At 60.9% G+C, this 23,441-nt stretch carries 13 protein-coding genes, 2 tRNA genes and 3 rRNA genes; 11 read left to right on the forward strand and 7 right to left on the reverse strand.

Annotated elements, in window-relative coordinates:
* Positions 1-47: 47 nt before the first annotated feature.
* A complete protein-coding gene (locus ASB57_RS01090; protein WP_082621292.1) occupies positions 48-2,279 on the reverse strand; it encodes a TonB-dependent siderophore receptor in 2,232 nt (743 codons plus the stop codon).
* A 502-nt stretch (positions 2,280-2,781) separates the two neighbouring features.
* Positions 2,782-5,367 (reverse strand): bifunctional aconitate hydratase 2/2-methylisocitrate dehydratase, encoded by a 2,586-nt coding sequence (gene acnB, locus ASB57_RS01095; RefSeq protein WP_057649814.1) that lies wholly within the window; start codon positions 5,365-5,367, stop codon positions 2,782-2,784.
* Between the two features lie 216 nt (positions 5,368-5,583).
* Here acnB and ASB57_RS01100 point away from each other — a divergent pair, with 216 nt between their 5' ends.
* On the forward strand, positions 5,584-6,192 hold the full coding sequence (locus ASB57_RS01100) for a hypothetical protein (protein ID WP_057649816.1): 609 nt from the start codon (positions 5,584-5,586) through the stop codon (positions 6,190-6,192).
* Here the strand turns inward: ASB57_RS01100 and ASB57_RS01105 are convergent.
* Positions 6,189-8,732 carry a DUF3772 domain-containing protein gene (locus ASB57_RS01105; protein WP_082621294.1) on the reverse strand — a complete coding sequence of 848 codons (2,544 nt, stop codon included), beginning with the start codon at positions 8,730-8,732 and terminating at the stop codon, positions 6,189-6,191. The two genes, ASB57_RS01100 and ASB57_RS01105, sit on opposite strands and share 4 nt — an antisense overlap.
* A gap of 221 nt (positions 8,733-8,953) precedes the next feature.
* On the opposite strand from ASB57_RS01105, the gene ASB57_RS01110 reads away from it, so the two are divergent.
* Positions 8,954-9,673, forward strand: coding sequence for a glutathione S-transferase (locus tag ASB57_RS01110; protein WP_057649818.1), 720 nt, complete (start codon positions 8,954-8,956; stop codon positions 9,671-9,673).
* Between the two features lie 31 nt (positions 9,674-9,704).
* Here the strand turns inward: ASB57_RS01110 and ASB57_RS01115 are convergent, their stop codons facing one another.
* Positions 9,705-10,670: a LysR substrate-binding domain-containing protein gene (locus ASB57_RS01115; protein WP_057649820.1), complete on the reverse strand. Its 966-nt coding sequence runs from the start codon at positions 10,668-10,670 to the stop codon at positions 9,705-9,707.
* A gap of 162 nt (positions 10,671-10,832) precedes the next feature.
* Between ASB57_RS01115 and ASB57_RS01120 the strand changes: the two genes are divergently transcribed.
* Positions 10,833-11,018, forward strand: coding sequence for a hypothetical protein (locus ASB57_RS01120; protein WP_057649821.1), 186 nt, complete (start codon positions 10,833-10,835; stop codon positions 11,016-11,018).
* Positions 11,019-11,086: 68 nt separating this feature from the next.
* Here ASB57_RS01120 and ASB57_RS01125 read toward each other — a convergent pair whose 3' ends face one another.
* Both ASB57_RS01125 and ASB57_RS01130 read right to left on the reverse strand, forming a co-directional pair.
* A complete protein-coding gene (locus tag ASB57_RS01125; protein WP_231755315.1) occupies positions 11,087-11,659 on the reverse strand; it encodes a carboxymuconolactone decarboxylase family protein in 573 nt (190 codons plus the stop codon).
* Between the two features lie 639 nt (positions 11,660-12,298).
* Positions 12,299-12,613, reverse strand: coding sequence for a hypothetical protein (locus tag ASB57_RS01130; RefSeq protein WP_057649823.1), 315 nt, complete (start codon positions 12,611-12,613; stop codon positions 12,299-12,301).
* Positions 12,614-12,767: 154 nt separating this feature from the next.
* On the opposite strand from ASB57_RS01130, the gene ASB57_RS01135 reads away from it, so the two are divergent.
* From ASB57_RS01135 to rrf, 5 genes are all read left to right on the forward strand, one after another.
* Positions 12,768-14,298: ribosomal RNA gene (locus tag ASB57_RS01135) — 16S ribosomal RNA — on the forward strand.
* A gap of 124 nt (positions 14,299-14,422) precedes the next feature.
* Positions 14,423-14,499 (forward strand) — tRNA-Ile (locus tag ASB57_RS01140).
* Positions 14,500-14,539: 40 nt separating this feature from the next.
* Positions 14,540-14,615: transfer RNA gene (locus ASB57_RS01145), tRNA-Ala, on the forward strand.
* Between the two features lie 335 nt (positions 14,616-14,950).
* Positions 14,951-17,833: ribosomal RNA gene (locus ASB57_RS01150) — 23S ribosomal RNA — on the forward strand.
* A gap of 200 nt (positions 17,834-18,033) precedes the next feature.
* A 5S ribosomal RNA gene (gene rrf, locus ASB57_RS01155) occupies positions 18,034-18,146 on the forward strand.
* Together the 16S, 23S and 5S rRNA genes with 2 tRNA genes alongside form the textbook arrangement of a ribosomal RNA operon.
* 326 nt (positions 18,147-18,472) lie before the next feature.
* Here the strand turns inward: rrf and ASB57_RS01160 are convergent.
* Complete coding sequence (locus ASB57_RS01160; protein WP_057649825.1) at positions 18,473-19,189, reverse strand: GntR family transcriptional regulator; 717 nt, start codon at positions 19,187-19,189, stop codon at positions 18,473-18,475.
* Positions 19,190-19,359: 170 nt separating this feature from the next.
* On the opposite strand from ASB57_RS01160, the gene ASB57_RS01165 reads away from it, so the two are divergent.
* The 3 genes from ASB57_RS01165 to pcaB all read left to right on the forward strand — a co-directional run bounded on the left by ASB57_RS01165 (position 19,360) and on the right by pcaB (position 23,364).
* Complete coding sequence (locus ASB57_RS01165; RefSeq protein WP_057649827.1) at positions 19,360-20,679, forward strand: cation:dicarboxylate symporter family transporter; 1,320 nt, start codon at positions 19,360-19,362, stop codon at positions 20,677-20,679.
* 41 nt (positions 20,680-20,720) lie between these two features.
* Entirely contained in the window at positions 20,721-21,902 is a 1,182-nt protein-coding gene (locus tag ASB57_RS01170) for an enolase C-terminal domain-like protein (protein ID WP_057655833.1), read from the forward strand.
* Between the two features lie 94 nt (positions 21,903-21,996).
* Positions 21,997-23,364 (forward strand): 3-carboxy-cis,cis-muconate cycloisomerase, encoded by a 1,368-nt coding sequence (gene pcaB / locus ASB57_RS01175; protein WP_057649829.1) that lies wholly within the window; start codon positions 21,997-21,999, stop codon positions 23,362-23,364.
* Positions 23,365-23,441: the final 77 nt, after the last annotated feature.

Raw genomic sequence — 23,441 nt, forward strand, 5'->3', positions numbered from 1 at the left:
CTCTTTTGCACAGTGCCGCCGCGCAGCGGCAGCGGCGGCATCGTTGCTTAGTAGTCGAACGACACCGACAACTTCGCCGTCCGCGGATCTCCCTGCGTCAGGTATCCACCCCAAGCCGAAGACCAGTAGGCCTTGTTGAAGACGTTATCCACGCCCACCCGCCAGACCACATTGTGGCTATCGACCTTCATGGCGTAGCGCACACCCAGATCCAAAGTCGTATACGGCTTCAGCTTCTGCGTATTGGCGGCATCCAGATACTGCGTACCCGCGTGGTTGACGCGACCTTGCAGGGTCAGGTTGTTGACCCAAGGCAGGTCCCATTCGCCGCCAAGAATGGCGGTGTACTTGGGCACGCCAGGCGCCTTGTTGCCTTCCGTATCGTCACCCGTCTTGGTCAGCTTGGGATCGATGAAGGTGACACCGCTCAACAAACGCACGCCACGTACAGGTTCCCCGTAGACGTTCAGTTCGACGCCACGATTGCGCTGGCGTCCGGCCGGCGAGAAGTCGCCGTTGTCACGCAGCAGGCCCACTTCCTTCTCGATCTGGAAGACGGCCAGCGACGCGCCGTAATTGCCCATGTCCAGCTTGACGCCGCCTTCGTTCTGCTTCGACTTGCCGGGCGGCAGAATCTGGCCCGGGGTGTTGGAGTCGGTCGGCGCGGTGTCGCCCTGTTGCAGGCCTTCGATGTGGTTGGCGTACAGCGACACGTGCTCGACGGGCTTGAACACCAGGCCGAACACCGGCGAGTTGGCCGAGCGGTCGTAGCTGCTCGAGGTCGAGCCGTCGTAGTTGTAGTTGGTGGTGGTCAGGTCCTGATGGCGGATGCCCGCCGTGAACAGCACACGATCATCCAGGAACGACATGGTGTCGGACACCGACGTGCCGCTCATGCGGCTGCGCGCCGTCACGCCGGGGTCGCTCATGCTGCCGCCCGTGTAGGGGAAAGTGTTCGGCGCGGCGACTTCAGGCGTGTCGTAAAGATTGGTCGCGAAGCCCGAGCTCAGGATGTAGGCGGAGCGCTTCTTCAGGTAGTTGCTGGAAAACGCCACGGTAAGCGCGTGGCTGACCGGACCCGTATCGAACTTGCCGCGCACGCCGGTCATCAGGCCGAAGGTGTCGGAGCGGTAGGGAACGTCCATGCGGCTCGACGTGCTGTCGCCATTTCCGTTGACGTTGAAGGTGGAGTAGGAACCGGACTCATTGGCATGGTTCATGCCGAAGCCGCCGAACGCCGTCCATTTGTCGTTGATGTCGTATTCCACCTTGGCCATGCCGAAGGTGTTTTCGGTTTCCGAATACGTCCAGGGCTGGGCGTAGTTGTGGCGCGCGGACGGCACATCCGGCACGTCGAAGCCGCTCTTCACGCGGACCATCGGACGGCCCTCGCTGGTGCGTTGTTTCTGGTAGCCGAAGTCCAGCGACGCGCGCAGGCGGTCGCCGCGATAGTCCAGCCCCACGGAACCGAAGGTCATGCGATTGCCCTGATCGCCGATGCCGACGTCCCCTTCACGCTGCAAAGCGTTGACGCGGATGCCGAACTGGTTGCTCGCGCCGAAGCGGCGGGACACGTCGGCCGACACGCCCACTTGCGAGGAGCTGCTGTAGTCCAGGCCGACGCGGGTCAGCGGATCGTCGCCCGCGCGTTTCGGTTCGATGTTGACCATGCCGCCGATACCCGAGCCGCCGGGCGGCACGCCGTTCAGGAAGGCGCTGGGGCCCTTGAACAGTTCGACACGCTCGACGCCTTGGGTGGAGATGATCTGGCGCGGCATCACGCCGTACAGGCCGCCATAGGAGATGTCATCGCCGTTCAGCGCGAAGCCGCGCACCACGAAGAGCTGGGCGTCGTTGCCGTAGCCCTTGGTGACCTGCACGGACGAGTCGTTGCGCAGCACGTCGCCCAGCGACTTGGCCTGCTGGTCTTCGATCAGCTTCGACGTGAAGCTGGTGATGGCGAACGGCACATTGGCCGCGTCCTGCTCGCCGAGCACGCCCAGGCGGCCGCCCTTGGCGACCTGGCCGCCGGCGTAGGTGGGAGGCAGCACGTCGCCCTGTGTCTGCGTGGCGGTGACGCTCACCGGCGCCATGGTGGTGGTCGTGGTGCTGCCGGTGGTGGCCGTCTGTGCCCATGCCGTGCCCAGGAAGGGCGCGGCGCCCAACGCGGCGTAGGCCAGGGCGGCGCGTACGGCCAGCGAGGTGGGGCGCAGGGTCAACTGGCGCGAACTTTCGGCGCGCAAGGTGACGCCTGCCGGGGAGACGGCGGGAGAGGTCATCAGGATTTTCCTTGGAGGGGGAGCGTCGCGGCCCGATGCTGCTGCAAAAGCGGGGCGCGATGCTTGTGACTAGATGCGGACAAAAATACAATCAAACAAGAATAGTTCGCATTATTAGTACAGCAGCGGAATTTTGCAAACGGCGTGTTGCGCCGATCCGACGTCCAGACGACTGGGACGGGGGGTGAATAGGGGAGAAATCAAGGAGCCTGCTGGCGGAGGGATATGGCAGAGCAGAAGGAAGCGGTTCCCGCTGAGTCGCGGTGATGTACCAAAGGAGTTTTTTGATGATGGGGGTTCCCCCCATCGCCTCCCTTTTGGGCTAAGCGCCCCATTCGCGAATAAAACGCCCATCCGGGGCGGGGCACCAGCGCGGCCATAGGGGCGATAGCCCAAGAGGGGGGCCGATGGGGGAACCCCCAATCATCTAAAAAAGCGCTTGGCGAGCAGCCGCCAATAAAAAAACCCGGCCGGGGCCGGGTTTTTTAACCTGCTACATCAATCAGGCTTCAACAACGTCAGCCACATCCTTGTAATCCGGGATCTGGTCGAAGTTCAGGTACTGATAGATCTTGTCGCCGTTCTCGTTGATCACGCCGATGTCAGCCATGTACTCCTCACGGGTCGGGATACGGCCCAGCTTCGAGCAGATGGCAGCCAATTCCGCCGAACCAAGATACACATTCGTGTTCTTGCCAAGACGGTTGGGGAAGTTGCGGGTGCTGGTCGACATGACCGTCGCGCCTTCGCGCACCTGGGCCTGGTTGCCCATGCACAGCGAGCAGCCGGGCATTTCGGTCCGCGCGCCAGCGCCGCCGAAGACGCCGTAGTGGCCTTCCTCGGTCAACTGCTGCGCATCCATCTTGGTCGGCGGGGCCACCCACAGCTTGACCGGAATATCGCGCTTGCCTTCGAGCAGCTTGGACGCCGCGCGGAAGTGGCCGATATTGGTCATGCAGCTGCCGATGAACACTTCGTCGATCTTGGCGCCGGCGACGTCGGACAGCGTCTTCACGTCATCCGGGTCGTTGGGGCAGGCGACGATGGGCTCGTGGATGTCAGCCAGGTCGATTTCGATGACGGCGGCGTACTCGGCGTCGGCATCCGGCTCCAGCAATTGCGGGTTGGCCAGCCAGGCTTCCATGGCATGGATGCGGCGGCGGATCGAGCGCTCGTCCTGGTAGCCGTTGGCGATGAGCCACTTCAACATCACGATGTTGCTGTTGATGTATTCGATGATGGGCTCTTTGTTCAGGCGCACCGTGCAACCGGCGGCCGAACGTTCAGCCGAAGCGTCCGAGAGCTCGAAAGCCTGTTCGCACTTCAGATCCGGCAGACCTTCGATTTCCAGGATGCGGCCGGAGAAGATGTTCTTCTTGTTCTGCTTTTCAACCGTCAGCAGACCAGCCTTGATGGCGTACAGGGGAATGGCGCTGACCAGATCGCGCAGGGTGACGCCGGGTTGCATCTTGCCCTTGAAGCGCACCAGCACCGATTCCGGCATGTCCAGCGGCATCACGCCGGTGGCGGCCGCGAACGCGACCAGGCCCGAACCGGCCGGGAACGAAATGCCGATGGGGAAGCGGGTGTGCGAATCGCCGCCGGTGCCGACGGTGTCGGGCAACAGCATGCGGTTCAGCCACGAGTGGATCACGCCGTCGCCCGGCTTCAGCGAAATGCCGCCGCGGTTGCTCATGAAGGCCGGCAGCGTGTGGTGCGTCTTGACGTCCACGGGCTTGGGATAGGCGGCGGTGTGGCAGAAGGACTGCATCACCAGGTCGGCCGAGAAGCCCAGGCAAGCCAGATCCTTCAGCTCGTCGCGGGTCATGGTGCCGGTGGTGTCCTGGCTGCCGACCGACGTCATCTTCGGTTCGCAGTAGGCGCCCGGGCGCACGCCCTGGCCTTCCGGCAGACCGCAGGCACGGCCGACCATCTTCTGCGCCAGGGTGAAACCCTTGGTGCTGGCGGCCGGATCGTGGTTCAGGCGGAACAGGGTCGACGGCGCCAGGCCCAGGGCCTCGCGCGCCTTGGCGGTCAGGCCGCGGCCGATGATCAGCGGAATGCGGCCACCGGCGCGCACTTCGTCGAACAGCACGTCGGACTTGACCTGGAATTCGGCGATGACCTTGCCATCCTTCAGGGCCTTGCCTTCATAGGGACGCAGCTCCAGCTCGTCGCCCATGTTCATGTTCGACACGTCCAGCTCGATCGGCAGGGCGCCGGCGTCTTCCATGGTGTTGTAGAAGATCGGGGCAATCTTGTTGCCCAGGCAGACACCGCCGAAGCGCTTGTTCGGGACGAAGGGGATGTCTTCGCCGGTGAACCACAGCACCGAGTTGGTGGCGGACTTGCGCGAGGAGCCGGTGCCGACCACGTCGCCGACGTAGGCGATCAGGTTGCCGCGTTGCTTCAGTTCGTTCAGGAACTTGAGCGGGCCGACCTTGCCCGGCTCATCGGGCTCGATGCCGGGGCGGGCGTTCTTCAGCATGGCCAGCGCGTGCAGCGGGATGTCCGGACGGCTCCAGGCATCGGGGGCAGGCGACAGGTCGTCGGTATTGGTTTCGCCGGTGACCTTGAACACGGTCAGCTTCAGGCTTTGCGGCACTTCCGGACGGCTGGTGAACCATTCGGCATCGGCCCAGCTTTGCAGCACGGACTTGGCGTTGGCATTACCCTTGTCGGCCTTTTCCTTGACGTCGTGGAATTGGTCGAACATCAACAGGGTGGTCTTCAGGCCGTTGGCGGCGGTGGCGCCCACTTCGGCATCGTCCAGCAGTTCGATCAGCGCGCCGATGTTGTAGCCGCCCAGCATGGTGCCGAGCAGTTCAGTCGCCTTGGCGCGGCTGATCAAAGGACACGATTCCTTGCCCAGCGCGACGGCGGCCAGATAGGAAGCCTTGACCTTGGCGGCATCGTCGACGCCGGCGGGCACGCGGTGGGTGATGAGATCGAGCAGGTAGGCTTCCTCGCCGGCCGGCGGCGCCTTCAGCAGTTCGATCAGGTCGGCAGTCTGCTGCGCCGACAGAGGCAGCGGGGGAATTCCCAGGGCCGCGCGTTCGGCGACGTGTTGGCGGTAAGTTTCTAGCATGAAGGTGCCTGCTTAACGGTTGGTGAGGGAAGAGTCTCGGCGGCGATTGTAGTAGTCCGCCCGCCGCGGATCAAGTGGTCTTATATCTTATATAAGACTTGGTTTGTTACGGGGCCGTTCATCCCCCCGGCGCGGGGCCGTATACGCTGCGTAAAAACGTCGGCGGACGTACACCGTTACAATCGCGTCTCTGTTTTTGGCGTCACAGGGGCGGCCGTGCGTGCGCTTAGTTTTTCCTTGCTGCTGGCGGTATTGATCGCCTTGACCGGTTGCGCGACCTCACCACCTCGCAATCCTGAAGATATCTGCTCCATCTTTCGCGAAAAAGACGATTGGTACGACGCCGCGGTCGCCACGCAGAAAAAGTGGGGCGTGCCGGTGCAGGTGCCGTTCGCGATCCTCTATCAGGAATCCGCCTTCCGCCAGGACGCCAAGCCGCCGCGCGACTACCTGCTGTGGATCATTCCCTGGGGACGGGTCAGTTCGGCCTACGGCTACGCGCAGGCCAAGGACGACACCTGGGACGATTATGTACGGGAGAACAGCCGCTGGTTCGCCCACCGGGACGATTTCAGCGACGCCCTGGACTTCATGGGCTGGTATATGACCAAGACCCAGCGTCTGAACGGCGTGCCCAAATCGGGCGCTTATGGCCAGTACCTGGCCTATCACGAAGGGTGGGGCGGCTACCGCGCCGGCACCTATCGCAAGAAGGCCTGGTTGATGACCGTGTCGCGCAAGGTGCAGGCGCGGGCCGAACGCTATCGCGTGCAATACGCGGGCTGCAAGAAGGACCTGGAAGGTGGCTTCTGGAGCTTCTTCTAGGCGTCGTCGTGGGCCGGCGGCGGCGCCACCGCCACGGTGGTCGGCGTCTGCGGCGCCAGGGGCGCCAGCACCGGCATCGATGTCGCCACCGGCGCGCTGACCAATAGCGTGGGCGGTTTGCCCAGCGTGATGCCGTTGTCGGCCAGGCGCTGCAGGATGTCGAACAGCAAGGTGCTGCGGGTACCGTAAGCCTGGCGCGGCGATCCCACATACGCGGTGGCGTTGAATTGCAGGTTGCTGGCGTCGATCGCGTCCAGGAATACGTTGGGCGCCGGCGCCTCCAATACATCCGGATGATCCGCGAAGGCCGCCATGATGGTCTCCTTGACCGTCGCGGCATTCGCGCTCAGGGGCATGGGCAGCTTGATCTGCACCAGGCCCAGGGGATTGGCATGGGTGACGTTGCGCACGGTCTTGGTGATGAACTCCGAGTTCGGCACGATCACCGTGGAACGGTCGCTCATCTGGATTTCAGTGGCGCGCACATTGATCCGGCGAATATCGCCTTCGACGCCGCCCAGTGATACCCAATCGCCCACCTTCACCGGCCGCTCTGCCAGCAGGATCAAGCCGGACACGAAGTTCTGCACCACCGCTTGCAGGCCGAAACCGATACCCACCGACAGGGCGCTGGCCACCCATGCCACGCGTTCCAGTCCTATCCCCAGCGCCGACAGGGAAAGCGCCACGGCGATGACGATGCCCACATAGCCGAACAGGGTCGTGGTGGACGTCTGCATGCCGGTGTCCAACGTCGTCGTCGGCAGGAAGCGCGCCGTCAGCCAACGCTTGAGCATGCGCACGGCGATCAATCCGCCGGCCAGCACCAGCAGGCCTTGCATCAATGCCGCGGGCCGCAGCTGCACTTCGCCGATGGCCAGGCCGTTGCGCCATTGGTCCACCCGCTGCAGCAATTCCATCGGGCCTTCGCCGAACTGGCTCAGCACCAGCGTGATGGCGATGACGGCGATGAACAGGCGCACGATGCCTGACAACAGCACGGCCGCCTGATCGCGCAGGCGCGGCTCGTGCTTGCTTTTGTCGTCGTCCTTGCCGCCATGGTCGCGCTTGGATCCCAGCACCGCCATGAAGAAGTCGTCGGCCAGCACGGACAGGAGGTACGTGGCGGACACCACCACGATGCTCCAGATCAACTGCTTCACCAGGAAGCTGCCGAAGGCCACGTAGCCGACCAGCAAGGCCAGCAGCGCGCTGACCAGCACCAGCCATGTGGCGCTGACAATGATCACGTACAGCAGGCTGCGCGGCGGCGCGCGGCCCGTTTCAGGATCGCGCAGGGCAACCCGCCGCGTGCGCTCCAGCCTGACCAGGCCCACCGCCACGATGAAGCCCAGTACCAGCGCGACCAAGCAGTTCACCAGGATGGTAGTGCTCAGGCTGGCGCTGATGACACCAGGCAGGCGTTCCATTACCCAGACGATGGACAGCAGCGGTCCCATGGTCAAAGGGAACCAGCGCATGCGCGTGGCCAGTTCGTCGGGAATGCTAAGCAGGCGCCAGGACGGCCGCGACGGTTCCAGCAGCGCGATGCCCAGGCCCGTCACGAAACCGCCGAAGCAAACGATGGCGGCGGTACCGGCCAGCAGGGAGCGGGTGTCGTCGGCGAGGTCGCCGCTCCAGTCGAGGGCGATGAAGGCGAGTTCGGCGATCAGTCCCGGCGTGATGGTCGCCAGCAGCACGATGGTCAGGGCATGGACGGAACGCCGCAGCCGGCCGGCGGGGACGCGCGACGCGGTCAGGCGGATCAGCGCGCGGCTGATCAGGGCCCACAGGCCTACGACGATGGCCAGCGCGACGGCCAGCGCGACCCACGCCCATGCAGGCGGACCGGCCAGCGCCGTTTTCAGTTCGTCGGCCAGTTCGCCCGCGCGCTCCTGGTCGCGAGGGCGGTCGCCGCGGAATTCGGACCAGAAATACGCGCCCAGGATGGACGACCGGCGCTCACCCAGGCGCGCCTGGAACTGCGCGCGGCGCAGATTGGCGACCTGCTCGGCGGTCTGCGTGCCCTCGACGGACAGCAGCCGCGCCAGCTTGACCTGCGAATCCAGGGCCGTGCGGGATTTCTCCAGTTCGGCCCGCTGCGTCGCGACGTCGTGGGCTTCCTTGGTGCCGTCCGGCACCGGGCCCAGCTCCGTGAGACGCGCCTGCATGGCGGCCAACCCGGGCGCAAGCCGATCGGCGATGGCATCGGCCTTGCCCTGGATGTCCAGGGCGGCGGCGCGCCGGCGCACCAGCTCCGCGTCGTCGGTCTCTTCGGCCAGGCCTTTGCGTAGCGCGTCCATCTGCTTGCGCGCGGCGTCCAGGGCTTTTTCGGGCGACAGCTTTTCGTTGTCGCCCGACGCGGCCGGCGCGCTTTGCGCATGCACGGACGCCGTCAGGCCAGGCAGAACGACACCGAGGAACAGTGCCAGACTCAGGCAGAACCACAGCGCCAGGCGCGGACGGCGGCGGGCGGCCCGCGGCGCGCCCAAAATCGACGGGGTTGACGCAGAGCGGGACGAAACGATCGAGGAGTTCATTCTTGCAGGGGATATTCGTGACGGTCGGAGCATAGCAAGCCGATTTCGTCCGTGTGCAACAAACTAATGCTGGCAGCGCGGCCGGTCCAGGGCGGGCGTATCGTGGGCGGGCGCCGGCCCGGCTTGGGTCGCGGCCCCAGGGGCCGCTAGTCTTGGCCGTGGGGTAGGTACACCGGTTGCGCCCCGTTGGACTTTCCTCATTCCGTTTACAGGAGGTAGTGATGGCAAATAAGACGGTGTATGACCTTTGGTATTGGGGAGCCATACCGGGGCGGGGCGAATTCGTCCGCCTGGCCCTTGAAGCCGCGGGGCTGAAGTACCGGGATCGCGCGCGCGAGAAGGACGGCGAGGACGCGATGTTGCGTGACATGCGCGCCCATCCACAATGCCCGCCGTTCGCGCCGCCCTATCTGGTGGCCGGCGAGCTGGTCATCTCGCAGACCGCCAATATCCTGCTGTACCTGGGCGAGAAACACGGCCTGGCGCCGGACGACGTGGGAGGCCGGCTGTGGGTCAACCAACTGCAACTGACCATCGCCGACGTGGTGACCGAAGCGCACGACAGCCACCATCCGGTGGCGTCCGGCCTCTATTACGAAGACCAGCAGGAAGAGGCGCAACGTCGGGCGGACGACTTCCGCAATCAGCGCATGCCGAAATTCCTGGGGTATTTCGACGGCATATTGGCCGAGCGGGGCGACTGGCTGGCGGGCGGCCTGCGCTGGAGCTACGCCGATCTTTCCCTGTTCCATCTGATCGATGGCCTGTTCTACGCCTTTCCCAAGCGCATGGGCACGCTGGCGCGCGAGTATCCGCACGCGATTGGGTTACATGAGCGCGTGGCCGGCCTGCCTGAATTGCAGGACTATCTGAAGAGCGACCGGCGTCTGCCTTACGGCGATGGCATCTTTCGCCACTACCGGGAACTGGACAAGGCTTGAGCGCGTGCAGGGCTCGTCCAAGGCGCGCGACTCAAGCGCCGCCGTGGTCCTTGCGTGGCTGCTCGCGGGACGCGCGGCGAGTGCCGGGCGCGGCGTATTGCAGCGCTCGCCGCGACGCTTCCAGTTCTTCGCGTATCCATTCGACCAAGATGATCAGCGGTGGCCAATCCTGCAAGGCCGACGGATAGACCAGTTGATAGGCATTGGCGGGGTCGTAAAGGATTTCCACGGGAGACAGGCGCACGAGCCGCCCGTCGCGCAAGGCGTCCGCCGCCAACAGTTCCCGCACCACCGCCAGGCCCAGGCCCTGCTCGACCGCCGACAGCAGCAGTCCCGCGTCGTTGAAAACCGCGACCGTGCTGACTTTGCGCGGCGCGCCGGCGGCATCGAACCATTGCTCCCATAAGCTGACCTCGCCCAACAGGGGTTCCCGGGCATAGTCAGCGGGCGTCGCGCCGGCCAGTCGCCGCGCCGCCGTGGCCGAGCCCACCAGGATCATGGGCATGGGGTGATCGAACAGTTTCTCCGAGTTCAACCCTGGCCAGGGCCCGCGTCCCTGCCGCAAGGCCGCGTGAAAGCCTTCCCGCCGCACGTCGACCAACTGCTGCGAGCTTTCGATTTCCAGCGCGATATCGGGATGCTGTTCACGCCACCGTCCCATGCGCGGCAACAACCAGCGTTGGGCGAAAGAGGGCAGCACGGACAGGCGCAAGCGCTGCCCGGTCGAGCCGGCCGCCGTCGCGGCCGCCTGCATGCCTGCATCCAGCTGCGCCAGGGCCTCCTTCACATAGGGCAACAACGCCGCGCCCGCCGCGTTGAGACTCAGCCGTCGGCCATGTCTGTCGAATACGGGGTGACCCAGTTGTGTTTCCAGCACGCGCAATTGCTGGCTGACGGCGCTGTGAGTCAGATGCAGGGCTTCCGCCGCCGCGCGCAGGTTCTGCAGTTCGGCGACGACACGGAACGTGGGCAAGGTGTTCAGGGGCAGGCGAGGCATCTGGTAAGAATAGCTTTCCAGAGTGGCTAGAACAAGTTGATTCCCAGGCGGCTGCTGGTTGCTTAATCTGACCAGTAGCGGGCCTGGCCAATCGTGCCGGGTCTTTTTGGAGGCCCATGGCTTCCGCGCCGCGCTCAGGGCGGCGATATTCTGGGGAAGCCGATGAAGAGTTTGATAAGCCGCGTACTGGGCTGGCTGGCGTGGTGGCGCCGGCCGGATGCGGTGTCCGTCGCGCAGCTGGATGCCCATACGATGCGGGACATCGGTGTGCCCCCGGAGGTGCGCGGCGGGGTCGAAGCGGAGAAGCATCTATCCCAGGTGCGCGATCGGGGGCCAGCGATGTGGTGAGCGGCGGACCCGTTGCCGGGAGAGCCTTGGGGGCGAGCAGCCCCGCAAGCCCTCTGGGCGGTGTCCGCCTATTCGGACGGAGCCAGTTCGCAGGGCTTGTCTTCGGGCGGACGGATGTCGAAGACATTCAGCGTCATCGAGATCATCGTGTAGTAGCCGGCGATGCCGACCAGGTCGATGACTCCCGCTTCACCGAGGACATGGACCACCCGGTCATATAGGTCCTGAGGAATGGCGCGGTCCGTATGGAGCACATTGAGGAACTCGTGTATCAGCGCTTCGTCCGGATTGCCGTAGGGGATGGGCTGGCCGTCACGCAGGGCTTCTATCATTTCCACCGTAATACCGGCCTTGAGGGCGGGCGGCTTGTGCGCCCACCATTCGAAGTCCGAGCGCCAGTGGTGGGCCAGGATCAGGATGGCCCATTCCGACAGCCGGGCGGGCAGGCTGGTTTCGAAACGGCAGTAGCGGCCCAGTGCCTGGGCGGGCTCCGCCAGCGCGGGGCGGTGCAGCCATACAGCGAGCGGGCCGCGTACCTGGCCGCGGGGCCCGGAAGTGATCACGTCGTGGATGCGTTTTTGTTCAGGCGTCATCTGAGCGACCTCCAGTATGGGTACACGGGGCAAGCGGGTCGAACTCATAAACTCTCCAAAGCATCCTGGGCTGGCTGGCGGCGCCTGGCCGGCCCGAACTACAAACTACGCAACTACGTATCCGCCGCCATTGTGGCGGGTGAGCCCCTACACACATCTGAAACCGCTGCATTGCGTCATGAAGCCGCAACAGGGGGAATGCCTGCCTATATAGGCATACAGGTATCGGCGAGGATCATCTCTCTATAGGGGAGAGGCATCTTTCTATAAGGAAGAGGCATCTCTATAGGGGAGAGGTATCTCTATAGGGGAGAGGTATCTCTATAGGGGAGAGGTATCTCTATAGGGGAGAGGCATCTCTATAGGGGAGAGGCATCTCTATAGGGGAGAGGCATCTCTATAGGGGAGAGGCATCTCTATAGGGGGGAAAAAGGCCTCTCTCCGTCTGGAGAGAGGCCTTCCACAGCGTGGTTTCAGGGCCGCCGCCGCGGGGCCGACAGAAAAAAATGCAGGTTTTTTTAAAAATATTGCCCTTGGGGCTACACAAGCAAAAATCCTGTGCTATAGTCTCGCTCCTTCGCTGCTCCAACACAAACAACGCGACGACGAAACGACAGGAATCTCCTGAAATTTCAACGAGTTAGATGTGTTATAGTGACGAACTTGAAGTGAGATAATGAAGCAGTTTTAAGGTTCAGCGCATAGCGCCCCTCGAAACGGTTTCAGCGAAACCCGGTAACGGGTTGAGCGAGCAGACTTCAAATGCAAGGCGGTGACTTCAAAGAAGCACGCAGCGTTTGAAAGAAGTAAAAAAAGTTCAGAAATGAATTTGACAACTTCGAAAAACTGCTTCATAATCTCGTTTCTCTGCTGCTGAAACAGCAACGCGGCGAAAGCAGCGAAGCGAATCAGATAAACGGCAGGCAAGCAGTTGGCAGTACCGCTCTTTAACAACGAAACAACCGATAAGTGTGGGCGCTTGATGCGGATTGCGCTGTCCATCGAGAAATCGATGGCGCCAACGAAATCAAACGCTCACATAGAAGTAAGAAATTAGGGCAAAGCAATTTGTCTTAACTCTCACTTCCTTTGAGCAAATTGCGAAAGATGTCCTTTGATCTGGTTTACTGGGTCTTAGGGCATACAAACAGAGATTGAACTGAAGAGTTTGATCCTGGCTCAGATTGAACGCTAGCGGGATGCCTTACACATGCAAGTCGAACGGCAGCACGGACTTCGGTCTGGTGGCGAGTGGCGAACGGGTGAGTAATGTATCGGAACGTGCCTAGTAGCGGGGGATAACTACGCGAAAGCGTAGCTAATACCGCATACGCCCTACGGGGGAAAGCGGGGGATCGTAAGACCTCGCACTATTAGAGCGGCCGATATCGGATTAGCTAGTTGGTGAGGTAAAGGCTCACCAAGGCGACGATCCGTAGCTGGTTTGAGAGGACGACCAGCCACACTGGGACTGAGACACGGCCCAGACTCCTACGGGAGGCAGCAGTGGGGAATTTTGGACAATGGGGGAAACCCTGATCCAGCCATCCCGCGTGTGCGATGAAGGCCTTCGGGTTGTAAAGCACTTTTGGCAGGAAAGAAACGGCGCCGGATAATACCTGGCGCAACTGACGGTACCTGCAGAATAAGCACCGGCTAACTACGTGCCAGCAGCCGCGGTAATACGTAGGGTGCAAGCGTTAATCGGAATTACTGGGCGTAAAGCGTGCGCAGGCGGTTCGGAAAGAAAGATGTGAAATCCCAGAGCTTAACTTTGGAACTGCATTTTTAACTACCGAGCTAGAGTGTGTCAGAGGGGGGTAGAATTCCACGTGTAGCAGTGAAATGCGTAGATATGTGGAGGAATACCGATGGCGAAGGCAGCCCCCTGGGATAACACTGACGCTCATGCACGAAAGCGTGGGGAGCAAACAGGATTAGATACCCTGGTAGTCCACGCCCTAAACGATGTCAACTAGCTGTTGGGGCCTTCGGGCCTTGGTAGCGCAGCTAACGCGTGAAGTTGACCGCCTGGGGAGTACGGTCGCAAGATTAAAACTCAAAGGAATTGACGGGGACCCGCACAAGCGGTGGATGATGTGGATTAATTCGATGCAACGCGAAAAACCTTACCTACCCTTGACATGTCTGGAAGATCGAAGAGATTTGATTGTGCTCGCAAGAGAACCGGAACACAGGTGCTGCATGGCTGTCGTCAGCTCGTGTCGTGAGATGTTGGGTTAAGTCCCGCAACGAGCGCAACCCTTGTCATTAGTTGCTACGAAAGGGCACTCTAATGAGACTGCCGGTGACAAACCGGAGGAAGGTGGGGATGACGTCAAGTCCTCATGGCCCTTATGGGTAGGGCTTCACACGTCATACAATGGTCGGGACAGAGGGTCGCCAACCCGCGAGGGGGAGCCAATCCCAGAAACCCGATCGTAGTCCGGATCGCAGTCTGCAACTCGACTGCGTGAAGTCGGAATCGCTAGTAATCGCGGATCAGCATGTCGCGGTGAATACGTTCCCGGGTCTTGTACACACCGCCCGTCACACCATGGGAGTGGGTTTTACCAGAAGTAGTTAGCCTAACCGCAAGGAGGGCGATTACCACGGTAGGATTCATGACTGGGGTGAAGTCGTAACAAGGTAGCCGTATCGGAAGGTGCGGCTGGATCACCTCCTTTCAGAGCGAAGCGTGATTGGTGTTAAGCGTCCACACTTATCGGTTGTTAATATGGCTGGATCGGTGGCAGGGCAGTAGAGAGCGAATCTCTTGTCTGTCATCCACAGCGGATCCGATGAAAAATTGGGTCTGTAGCTCAGTCGGTTAGAGCACCGTCTTGATAAGGCGGGGGTCGTTGGTTCGAATCCAACCAGACCCACCACGGTTTATGCGGCAACGTAGTGATACGGTGAAGCATGAATGGGGGTGTAGCTCAGCTGGGAGAGCGCCTGCTTTGCAAGCAGGATGTCATCGGTTCGATCCCGTTCACCTCCACCACTACTTTCTGTGTTCAACAGATGGGCAGTGGGGTTTGAATACCGGGTCCGCAAGGTCAAGAGTCTAACGTTTAGTGCTGCATCGCTTGGGCGATGAAGTCTTAAACGTTGGGTTTTTAATCCAATAGCTGTATATCGTTCTTTAACAATCTGGAAGAAGCAAAACGACAATGTGTTTGTCGAGTAATTCGTTAAATCGAATGAAAGGTGAATACGGGTTGTGATTGCAATCATAAAGTTCTAAAGCAATTTGGAACGGCACAAATGCGATGTCATGTCAGACATACAGTGAATTGTGAAGGTTAGTTGTTGGTGCTATAGCCATTAGCGTTATAGGATCAAGTGACTAAGTGCATATGGTGGATGCCTTGGCGATCACAGGCGATGAAGGACGTTGTAGCCTGCGAAAAGCTGCGGGGAGCTGGCAAACAAGCTTTGATCCGCAGATATCCGAATGGGGAAACCCACCGTCGCAAGACGGTATCCATGAGTGAATACATAGCTCATGGAGGCGAACCGGGTGAACTGAAACATCTCAGTAGCTCGAGGAAAAGAAATCAACCGAGATTCCGAAAGTAGTGGCGAGCGAAATCGGAACAGCCTTTACGTTTTAGCGCATGGGATAGTCGAACGGAATGGAAAGTCCGGCCGTAGCAGGTGATAGCCCTGTAGACGAAATCTCGTGTGTGGAACTAAGCGTAAGAAAAGTAGGGCGGGACACGTGAAATCCTGTTTGAAGATGGGGGGACCATCCTCCAAGGCTAAATACTCGTGATCGACCGATAGTGAACCAGTACCGTGAGGGAAAGGCGAAAAGAACCCCGGAAGGGGAGTGAAATAGATCCTGAAACCGTATGCATACAAACAGTAGGAGCCTCCTTGTGGGGTGACTGCGTACCTTTTGTATAATGGGTCAGCGACTTACATTCAGTGGCAAGCTTAACCGATTAGGGAAGGCGTAGCGAAAGCGAGTCCGAATAGGGCGATTCAGTCGCTGGGTGTAGACCCGAAACCAGATGATCTATCCATGGCCAGGTTGAAGGCACGGTAACACGTGCTGGAGGACCGAACCCACTAATGTTGAAAAATTAGGGGATGAGCTGTGGATAGGGGTGAAAGGCTAAACAAATCTGGAAATAGCTGGTTCTCTCCGAAAACTATTTAGGTAGTGCCTCAAGTATGACTGCGGGGGGTAGAGCACTGTTATAGCTAGGGGGTCATGGCGACTTACCAAACTATGGCAAACTCCGAATACCCGCAAGTCCAGCTTGGGAGACAGAGCACCGGGTGCTAACGTCCGGACTCAAGAGGGAAACAACCCAGACCGCCAGCTAAGGTCCCCAATTATCGCTAAGTGGGAAACGAAGTGGGAAGGCATAGACAGTCAGGAGGTTGGCTTAGAAGCAGCCACCCTTTAAAGAAAGCGTAATAGCTCACTGATCGAGTCGTCCTGCGCGGAAGATGTAACGGGGCTAAGCGATAAACCGAAGCTGCGGGTGTGCATTTCGATGCACGCGGTAGGAGAGCGTTCTGTAAGCCTGTGAAGGTGGCTTGTAAAGGCTGCTGGAGGTATCAGAAGTGCGAATGCTGACATGAGTAGCGATAAAGGGGGTGAAAAGCCCCCTCGCCGTAAGTCCAAGGTTTCCTGCGCAACGTTCATCGGCGCAGGGTGAGTCGGCCCCTAAGGCGAGGCAGAGATGCGTAGCTGATGGGAAACTGGTTAATATTCCAGTACCGTCGTACAGTGCGATGGGGGGACGGATCGCGGAAGATCATCAGGGTGTTGGAAGTCCCTGTTGCTGCATTAGAGAGGGCGCTTAGGCAAATCCGGGCGCATGACTCAAGGGTGTGGCACGAGCGAACATGTTTCGCGAAGTGATTGGAAGTGGTTCCAAGAAAAGCCTCTAAGCTTCAGCTGTACGAGACCGTACCGCAAACCGACACAGGTGGACGGGATGAATATTCCAAGGCGCTTGAGAGAACTCGGGAGAAGGAACTCGGCAAATTGATACCGTAACTTCGGGAGAAGGTATGCCCCGGTAGTGTGAAGCGCCTGCGCGCTGAGCATGATGGGGTCGCAGAGAATCGGTGGCTGCGACTGTTTATTAAAAACACAGCACTCTGCAAAGACGAAAGTCGACGTATAGGGTGTGACGCCTGCCCGGTGCCGGAAGGTTAAGTGATGGGGTGCAAGCTCTTGATCGAAGCCCCGGTAAACGGCGGCCGTAACTATAACGGTCCTAAGGTAGCGAAATTCCTTGTCGGGTAAGTTCCGACCTGCACGAATGGCGTAACGATGGCCACACTGTCTCCTCCCGAGACTCAGCGAAGTTGAAGTGTTTGTGATGATGCAATCTACCCGCGGCTAGACGGAAAGACCCCATGAACCTTTACTGTAGCTTTGCATTGGACTTTGAACCGGCCTGTGTAGGATAGGTGGGAGGCGCTGAAACCGAGTCGCTAGATTCGGTGGAGCCAACCTTGAAATACCACCCTGGTCTGTTTGAGGTTCTAACCTTGGTCCGTTATCCGGATTGGGGACAGTGCATGGTGGGCAGTTTGACTGGGGCGGTCTCCTCCCAAAGCGTAACGGAGGAGTTCGAAGGTACGCTAGGTACGGTCGGAAATCGTGCTGATAGTGCAATGGCATAAGCGTGCTTGACTGTGAGACTGACAAGTCGAACAGGTGCGAAAGCAGGACATAGTGATCCGGTGGTTCTGAATGGAAGGGCCATCGCTCAACGGATAAAAGGTACTCTGGGGATAACAGGCTGATACCGCCCAAGAGTTCATATCGACGGCGGTGTTTGGCACCTCGATGTCGGCTCATCTCATCCTGGGGCTGTAGCCGGTCCCAAGGGTATGGCTGTTCGCCATTTAAAGAGGTACGTGAGCTGGGTTTAAAACGTCGTGAGACAGTTTGGTCCCTATCTGCCGTGGGCGTTGGATACTTGATGGAGCCTGCTCCTAGTACGAGAGGACCGGAGTGGACGTACCTCTGGTGTACCGGTTGTCATGCCAATGGCATTGCCGGGTAGCTATGTACGGAAGAGATAACCGCTGAAGGCATCTAAGCGGGAAACTCGTCTAAAGATAAGGTATCCCGGGGCCTCGAGCCCCCTGAAGGGTCGTTCAAGACCAGGACGTTGATAGGTCGGGTGTGGAAGCGCAGTAATGCGTTAAGCTAACCGATACTAATTGCCCGTGAGGCTTGATCCTATAACCCTGATGGTTGGTCTGTGTGTAAGAGTGAGGTGACCTCTGCACAGGCGCTAACAACAACCCCCAACGATTGAAATGTAGTTTGATGTGGCATCGCGTGCGACGCGATCGCAATCCAGACTCACCCGAACACATAAGCGTTTGCTTCTTCCCAGATTGGTGTGCCTTGACTCGTTCAAGACACACAACCCTTTACGCCTGACGACCATAGCGAGTTGGTCCCACTCCTTCCCATCCCGAACAGGACAGTGAAACGACTTTGCGCCGATGATAGTGGACGGACGTCTGTGAAAGTAGGTCATCGTCAGGCACTTATTGCTCAAAACCCCAGCTGGTAACCCAGCTGGGGTTTTGTTTGTGCGAAAGAAAAGCCCACCAGGCAATGCCGGTGGGCTTTTTTATTGCCTGATTAATATCTCCAACCCATCGGGGACACCGCGGAGCCGGGTCCCCCGGTCCCCCGGTCCGCCGGTGTCGCCCCCTGGGGGGCCGCGCGTAGCGCGGTACGGGGGGACCCTAAACAGCGACACCGGCGGACCGGCAAAGCCGGCTCCGCGGTGTCCGCGATCGGGCCCGGGTTCTTACGAAAAAGCCCACCAGGTAGACCTGGTGGGCTTTTTTATTGCGTCTAACGAGTTAGATACCGTCGTGCTTTCTTAACGTCAGCGCGTAAGTAAACCGATTCGCCGGAAACACACTCACCGTTATCTCAAACGGCGCCTGCCCCTCGCTGGCATACCACCGCGTCACTTCCAGTGCATGCGTATCCGCTTCCACGCCAAGCGCGGTGGCCATGCGTGCCGGCACGCCAATCGCACGGATCTCCTGGCGTACCTCATCCACCGTGCAGCCGAATTTCTCTTCGACCATCTCGCAGATCAACCCCGTGCTTTTATGCAGCTGCGTGCCCAGCTCCGCACCGATATCGGGATCGAGAAATACATCCGTCCAGCACAAGGGCTCATCAGGCTTCTGCATATCCACCCGCAGCATGGCAACACGCATCCACTTGCGCAGGACATCGCTCTTCAACTGCGCCGCCAGCGCCGCATCGCAGACAACATGATCTATCCCCTGCACATGCCGCTCGGTGACCACCGCGAACTGCATCAGGTCTTCCAGATCTGACAGCGAGCGCTCGTAAGCCTTGCGTGGCTGCGCGGCCTCCACACGGATGCCGGCACGCTTGCGGCGGGAAATCAGCCCCAGGTTCTGCACCACCAGCAGCGCGGACCGCACCGTGGCGCGGCTGACGCCGTGCTGCTGCGACAGGTCCACCTCACTGGGCAAGGCCGCGCCAACCGCGATCTGGCCGGTCCTGATCTGCTCGATCAGATCCTGCGCAAGCTCCATATAACGCGCCGCCACTCGTCCTCCCGGTATTTGGCTGTCCGTGACGCGGACTCTACACGCTGCGGCCATTAGCAACAAATCCAAGGGTAAACCCTGGTTTTCTTGAGGCACTCACAGATATAAAGTACGTACATATTAAATAAGTACGAACTTATACTGGAGACTAGGGCATGGCAATTCCCGCCGCCGCGGCAACCCCCGGCAATCCCAAACCTTTCTACGCGCGCCTGGGCTTCCAGATCACGGCCGGCATCGTGCTGGGCATCGTCCTGGGCTTTGCCGACCCCCAGCTGGGGCAGTCGATGAAGGTGTTGGGCGATATCTTTCTGCGGCTGATCAAGACCGTCGTGGCGCCCCTGGTCTTTTTGAACCTGGTCCTGGGTATCCTGGCCGCCGGCGACCTGAAGAAAGTCGGCAAGATCGGCTTCAAGGCTCTGATCTATTTTGAAGTGGTGTCGACCATCGTCCTGGCCATTTCCATGGTGCTGGCCAATTATTCCGGCGTCGGTGTGGGCCTGAACCTGCAGCCCGATGCCGCCGTCCATGCCGCCGCCACCGCGTCGTATGGCAAGGCCGCGGCACCGATAGGCTTTGACGCCTTCCTGCTGTCCATGATCCCGGACAGCTTCGTCGGCGCGCTCACCGGCCACAGCCTGCTGCAGGTGGTGGTGCTGTCCATCGCCTTCGGCGCCGCCGTGTTGATGCTGACGGCGAAAACGCGCACCGTCGTCGAAGGCGCTTTCACCACCATGTCGGACTGCTTCTTCAAGCTGACCGATCTGGTCATGCGCTTCGCGCCCATCGGCGCGTTCGGCGCCATTGCCTACGCCATCGGCGCCAGCGGCATGCAGGCCCTGGTGTCGCTCGGCTACCTGCTGCTGGTGATGTACGCCATCCTGGCATTTGTCGTCATCGTCGTGTTCGGCGTGATCCTGCGCTGCTTCGGCATGAACATCTTCCACTTCCTGCGCTATTTCAAGGCGGAGATCGGCATCCTGTTCGCCACGGGTTCATCCGAAAGCGCCTTCCCCCGCTTGATGGAGAAGCTGCAGGCCTTGGGCTGCTCCAAGCAGACCGTCAGCCTGGTGCTGCCTACGGGTTATGCCTTCAACCTGGACGGCACGTCAGTCTATCTGCCCCTGTGCGTGATGTTCCTGGCCAATGCCTACGGCGTGCCCCTGACCTGGGAGCATCAGCTGGGCCTGTTGCTGATCATGCTGGTGACGTCCAAGGGCGCCGCCACCGTATCCGGCGGCACCTTCATCGTGTTCGCCGCCACGGTCACCGCCTCCGGCATCCTGCCCATCGAAGGGCTGCCCTTGCTGTTCGGCATCAATCGCTTCACGTCGCAAGCCGTCTGCATCTGCAACGCCATGGGCAATAGCGTGGCCACGGTGGTCGTGGCGAAGCTCAACGGCGACTTCGACGAAGGCGTGGCCAAGGCTGAATATCACCGGGCGCTGGGGCGCCCCATCAATGCGTCGCTTTGATCCGTCATCCGCCACGCAAGCAATACAAGGACACCTGCATCATGAAAATCACTGCGATCCGCGAGATCTCGGTCCCCATGGAGGGCAATGTCGCCAATGCCCTCGTCAACTTCTCGGAGCATGACATCTCCCTGGTCGCGCTGGTCAGCGACGTGATCCGCGACGGCAAGCCCGTCATCGGCTATGCCTTCGATTCGATCGGCCGCTACGCACAAGGCGGCATCCTGCGTGACCGCATGATTCCCCGCCTGCTCAAGGCCGAACCGCACAGCCTGCTGGATGACAACGGCCGGCGGCTGGACCCGGCCAAGGTCTTGCAGACTGCCATGCGCAATGAGAAGCCCGGCGGCCATGGCGATCGCGCCGCCGCCGCGGGGGCTTTGGAACTCGCGGCCTGGGACTTGAATGCCAAGCTGGATGACGAGCCCGCGCATGTGGCGATCTCGCGCCACTACGGGCGGCAAGGCAAGACCGCGGGGGTGGACGTCTACGCGGCGGGCGGTTACTACTATCCGGACAGCGCGGGCGATGGAACCGAGCGCCTGCGCGAAGAGTTGCTGGGCTACCAGGCGCAGGGCTACCAGGCCTACAAGATGAAGATAGGCGGCGCGCCGCTGGCGACGGACCTCCGGCGCATCGAGGCTGCCTTGTCCGTGGCGGGTACCGGCAGCCGGCTGTCGGTGGACGTCAACGGCCGCTACGATCTGCCCGCCGCGCTGGCGTGCGCGCGCGCCATCGAGCCTTATCAATTGCGCTGGTTCGAAGAGGTAGGCGATCCGCTCGACTACGACCTGAACCGTCAGCTGACCGAAGCCTATCCCTTGCCAGTGGCAACGGGAGAAAACCTGTTCTCCCTGCCGGACGTCAACAACTTGCTGCTGTTCGGCGGCATGCGGGCGGGCAAGGACATCTTCCAGATGGACGCGGGCCTGTGCTACGGCTTGACCGAGTACGCACGCATGCTGGCCTTGCTGGAAGCGCGTGGTTACGACCGTGCCCAGGCTTATCCGCATGGCGGACATCTGATCAATCTGCATATCGCCGTTGGACTGGAACTGGGCGGGTGCGAGGCGTATCCGGGCGTGTTCCAGCCCTTCGGCGGCTATCCCAAAGGCTGCGGCCTGGGCGGTGGACTGGTTCGTCCCACTGACGCCGCCGGCTACGGGCTGGAGGAAAAAGAAAACCTGCGGCCCTGGCTGGACAAGCTGGCGAACGTGCGCTGAAGCCGGTGGACGAATGACGCCGCGATTGAAGCCACCATCAAAGCCGCGATCGACGCCGGATCAAGACAACAAGCCTGAAGCATAAGGACCACTCATGACTATTGCCAATTTCCAGGGCGCCACCACGGTGCTCGACTCCGTGCTGTTTCGCGATGCTTTCGGCACGCCAGCCATGCGCGAGATCTTCAACGACCGTGCGCTCATCGAGCGCTATATCGAGGTGGAAGTCGCGCTGGCCCGCGCCCAGGCCCGCGTCGGCGTGATTCCCGCCGACGCTGCCGAGGTCATCGCGCAGCGGTCGCGCTTTGCCGACCTGGACCTCGATCATCTGCGCCACGAGACCGACATCGTCGGTTATCCCATCCTGCCGCTGGTGCATCAGTTGGTGAAGCTGTGCGGCGACGAAGCGGGCCGCTATGTGCATTGGGGCGCGACGACGCAGGACATCATGGACACAGCGGTGATCCTGCAGGTACGTGCCGCGCTGGATATCGTCAACGACGATATCGAAGCGTTGCGCCGTATCCTGGCCGCGCTTGCCACCAAATACCGCGACACGCCCATGGCGGGGCGCACGCATCTGCAGCAGGCCTTGCCCATCACCTTCGGCTACAAGGCCGCGATCTGGCTGGCGATGTTCGACCGTCACGCCGAACGCCTGGCCCAGCTTCGTCCGCGCGTATTGGTGGGGCAGTTCGCGGGCGCCGCGGGCACCTTGGCCTCTCTGGGCGACCAGGGCCTGGCCGTGCAGCAGGCGCTGATGGAGGAGCTGGGTCTGGGTGTGCCGGCGACGACATGGCATGTGGCCCGCGACGGGCTGGCCGAGGCGGTGAATTTCCTGGCGCTGGTCACGGGGTCGCTGGGCAAGATCGCGCTGGACGTCATGTTGATGGCGGCCACGGAATTCGCTGAAGTCTATGAGCCTTTCGTCACGGGGCGGGGCGCCAGTAGCACCATGCCGCAGAAGCGCAATCCCATTTCCAGCGAGTTGATGCTGGCCGCGTCCAAGGCCGTGCGTCAGCATGCCGGATTGATGCTGGACGCCATGGTGCAGGATTTCGAACGGGCGACGGGGCCATGGCATGCGGAGTGGATCGCGGTGCCGGAAAGTTTCGTGCTGTCGGCGGGGGCGCTGCACCAGGCCAGGTTCATGTTGAGCGGACTGATCGTCGATGAAGCGCGCATGAGTGCAAACCTGGGCATTTCGCGTGGCCTGATCGTGGCTGAAGCCGTGATGATGGGCCTGGCGCCGCACATGGGTCGCCAGCAGGCGCATGACGTCGTGTATGCCGCCTGCCGGCAGGTCAACGAACATGGCGGCAGTCTGGCTGAAGTGCTGGCGAACATGCCCGAGGTCACGCGCCACCTGGACCGGGCTGCTATCGACCGCCTGACCGCGCCGGAGAATTATCTGGGCATGGCGCCCGCGATGGTGGACCGGGCTGTCGGCAAGCGCGGGTAATTCCGCGCACCCAGCGTGACGTTCCTGATAAAGGCCTGTGCATTGCACAGGTCTTTATGATCCGGGGCACAGCGGAG

The sequence above is a fragment of the Bordetella sp. N genome, assembly GCF_001433395.1.
GTDB lineage: Bacteria > Pseudomonadota > Gammaproteobacteria > Burkholderiales > Burkholderiaceae_B > Bordetella_C.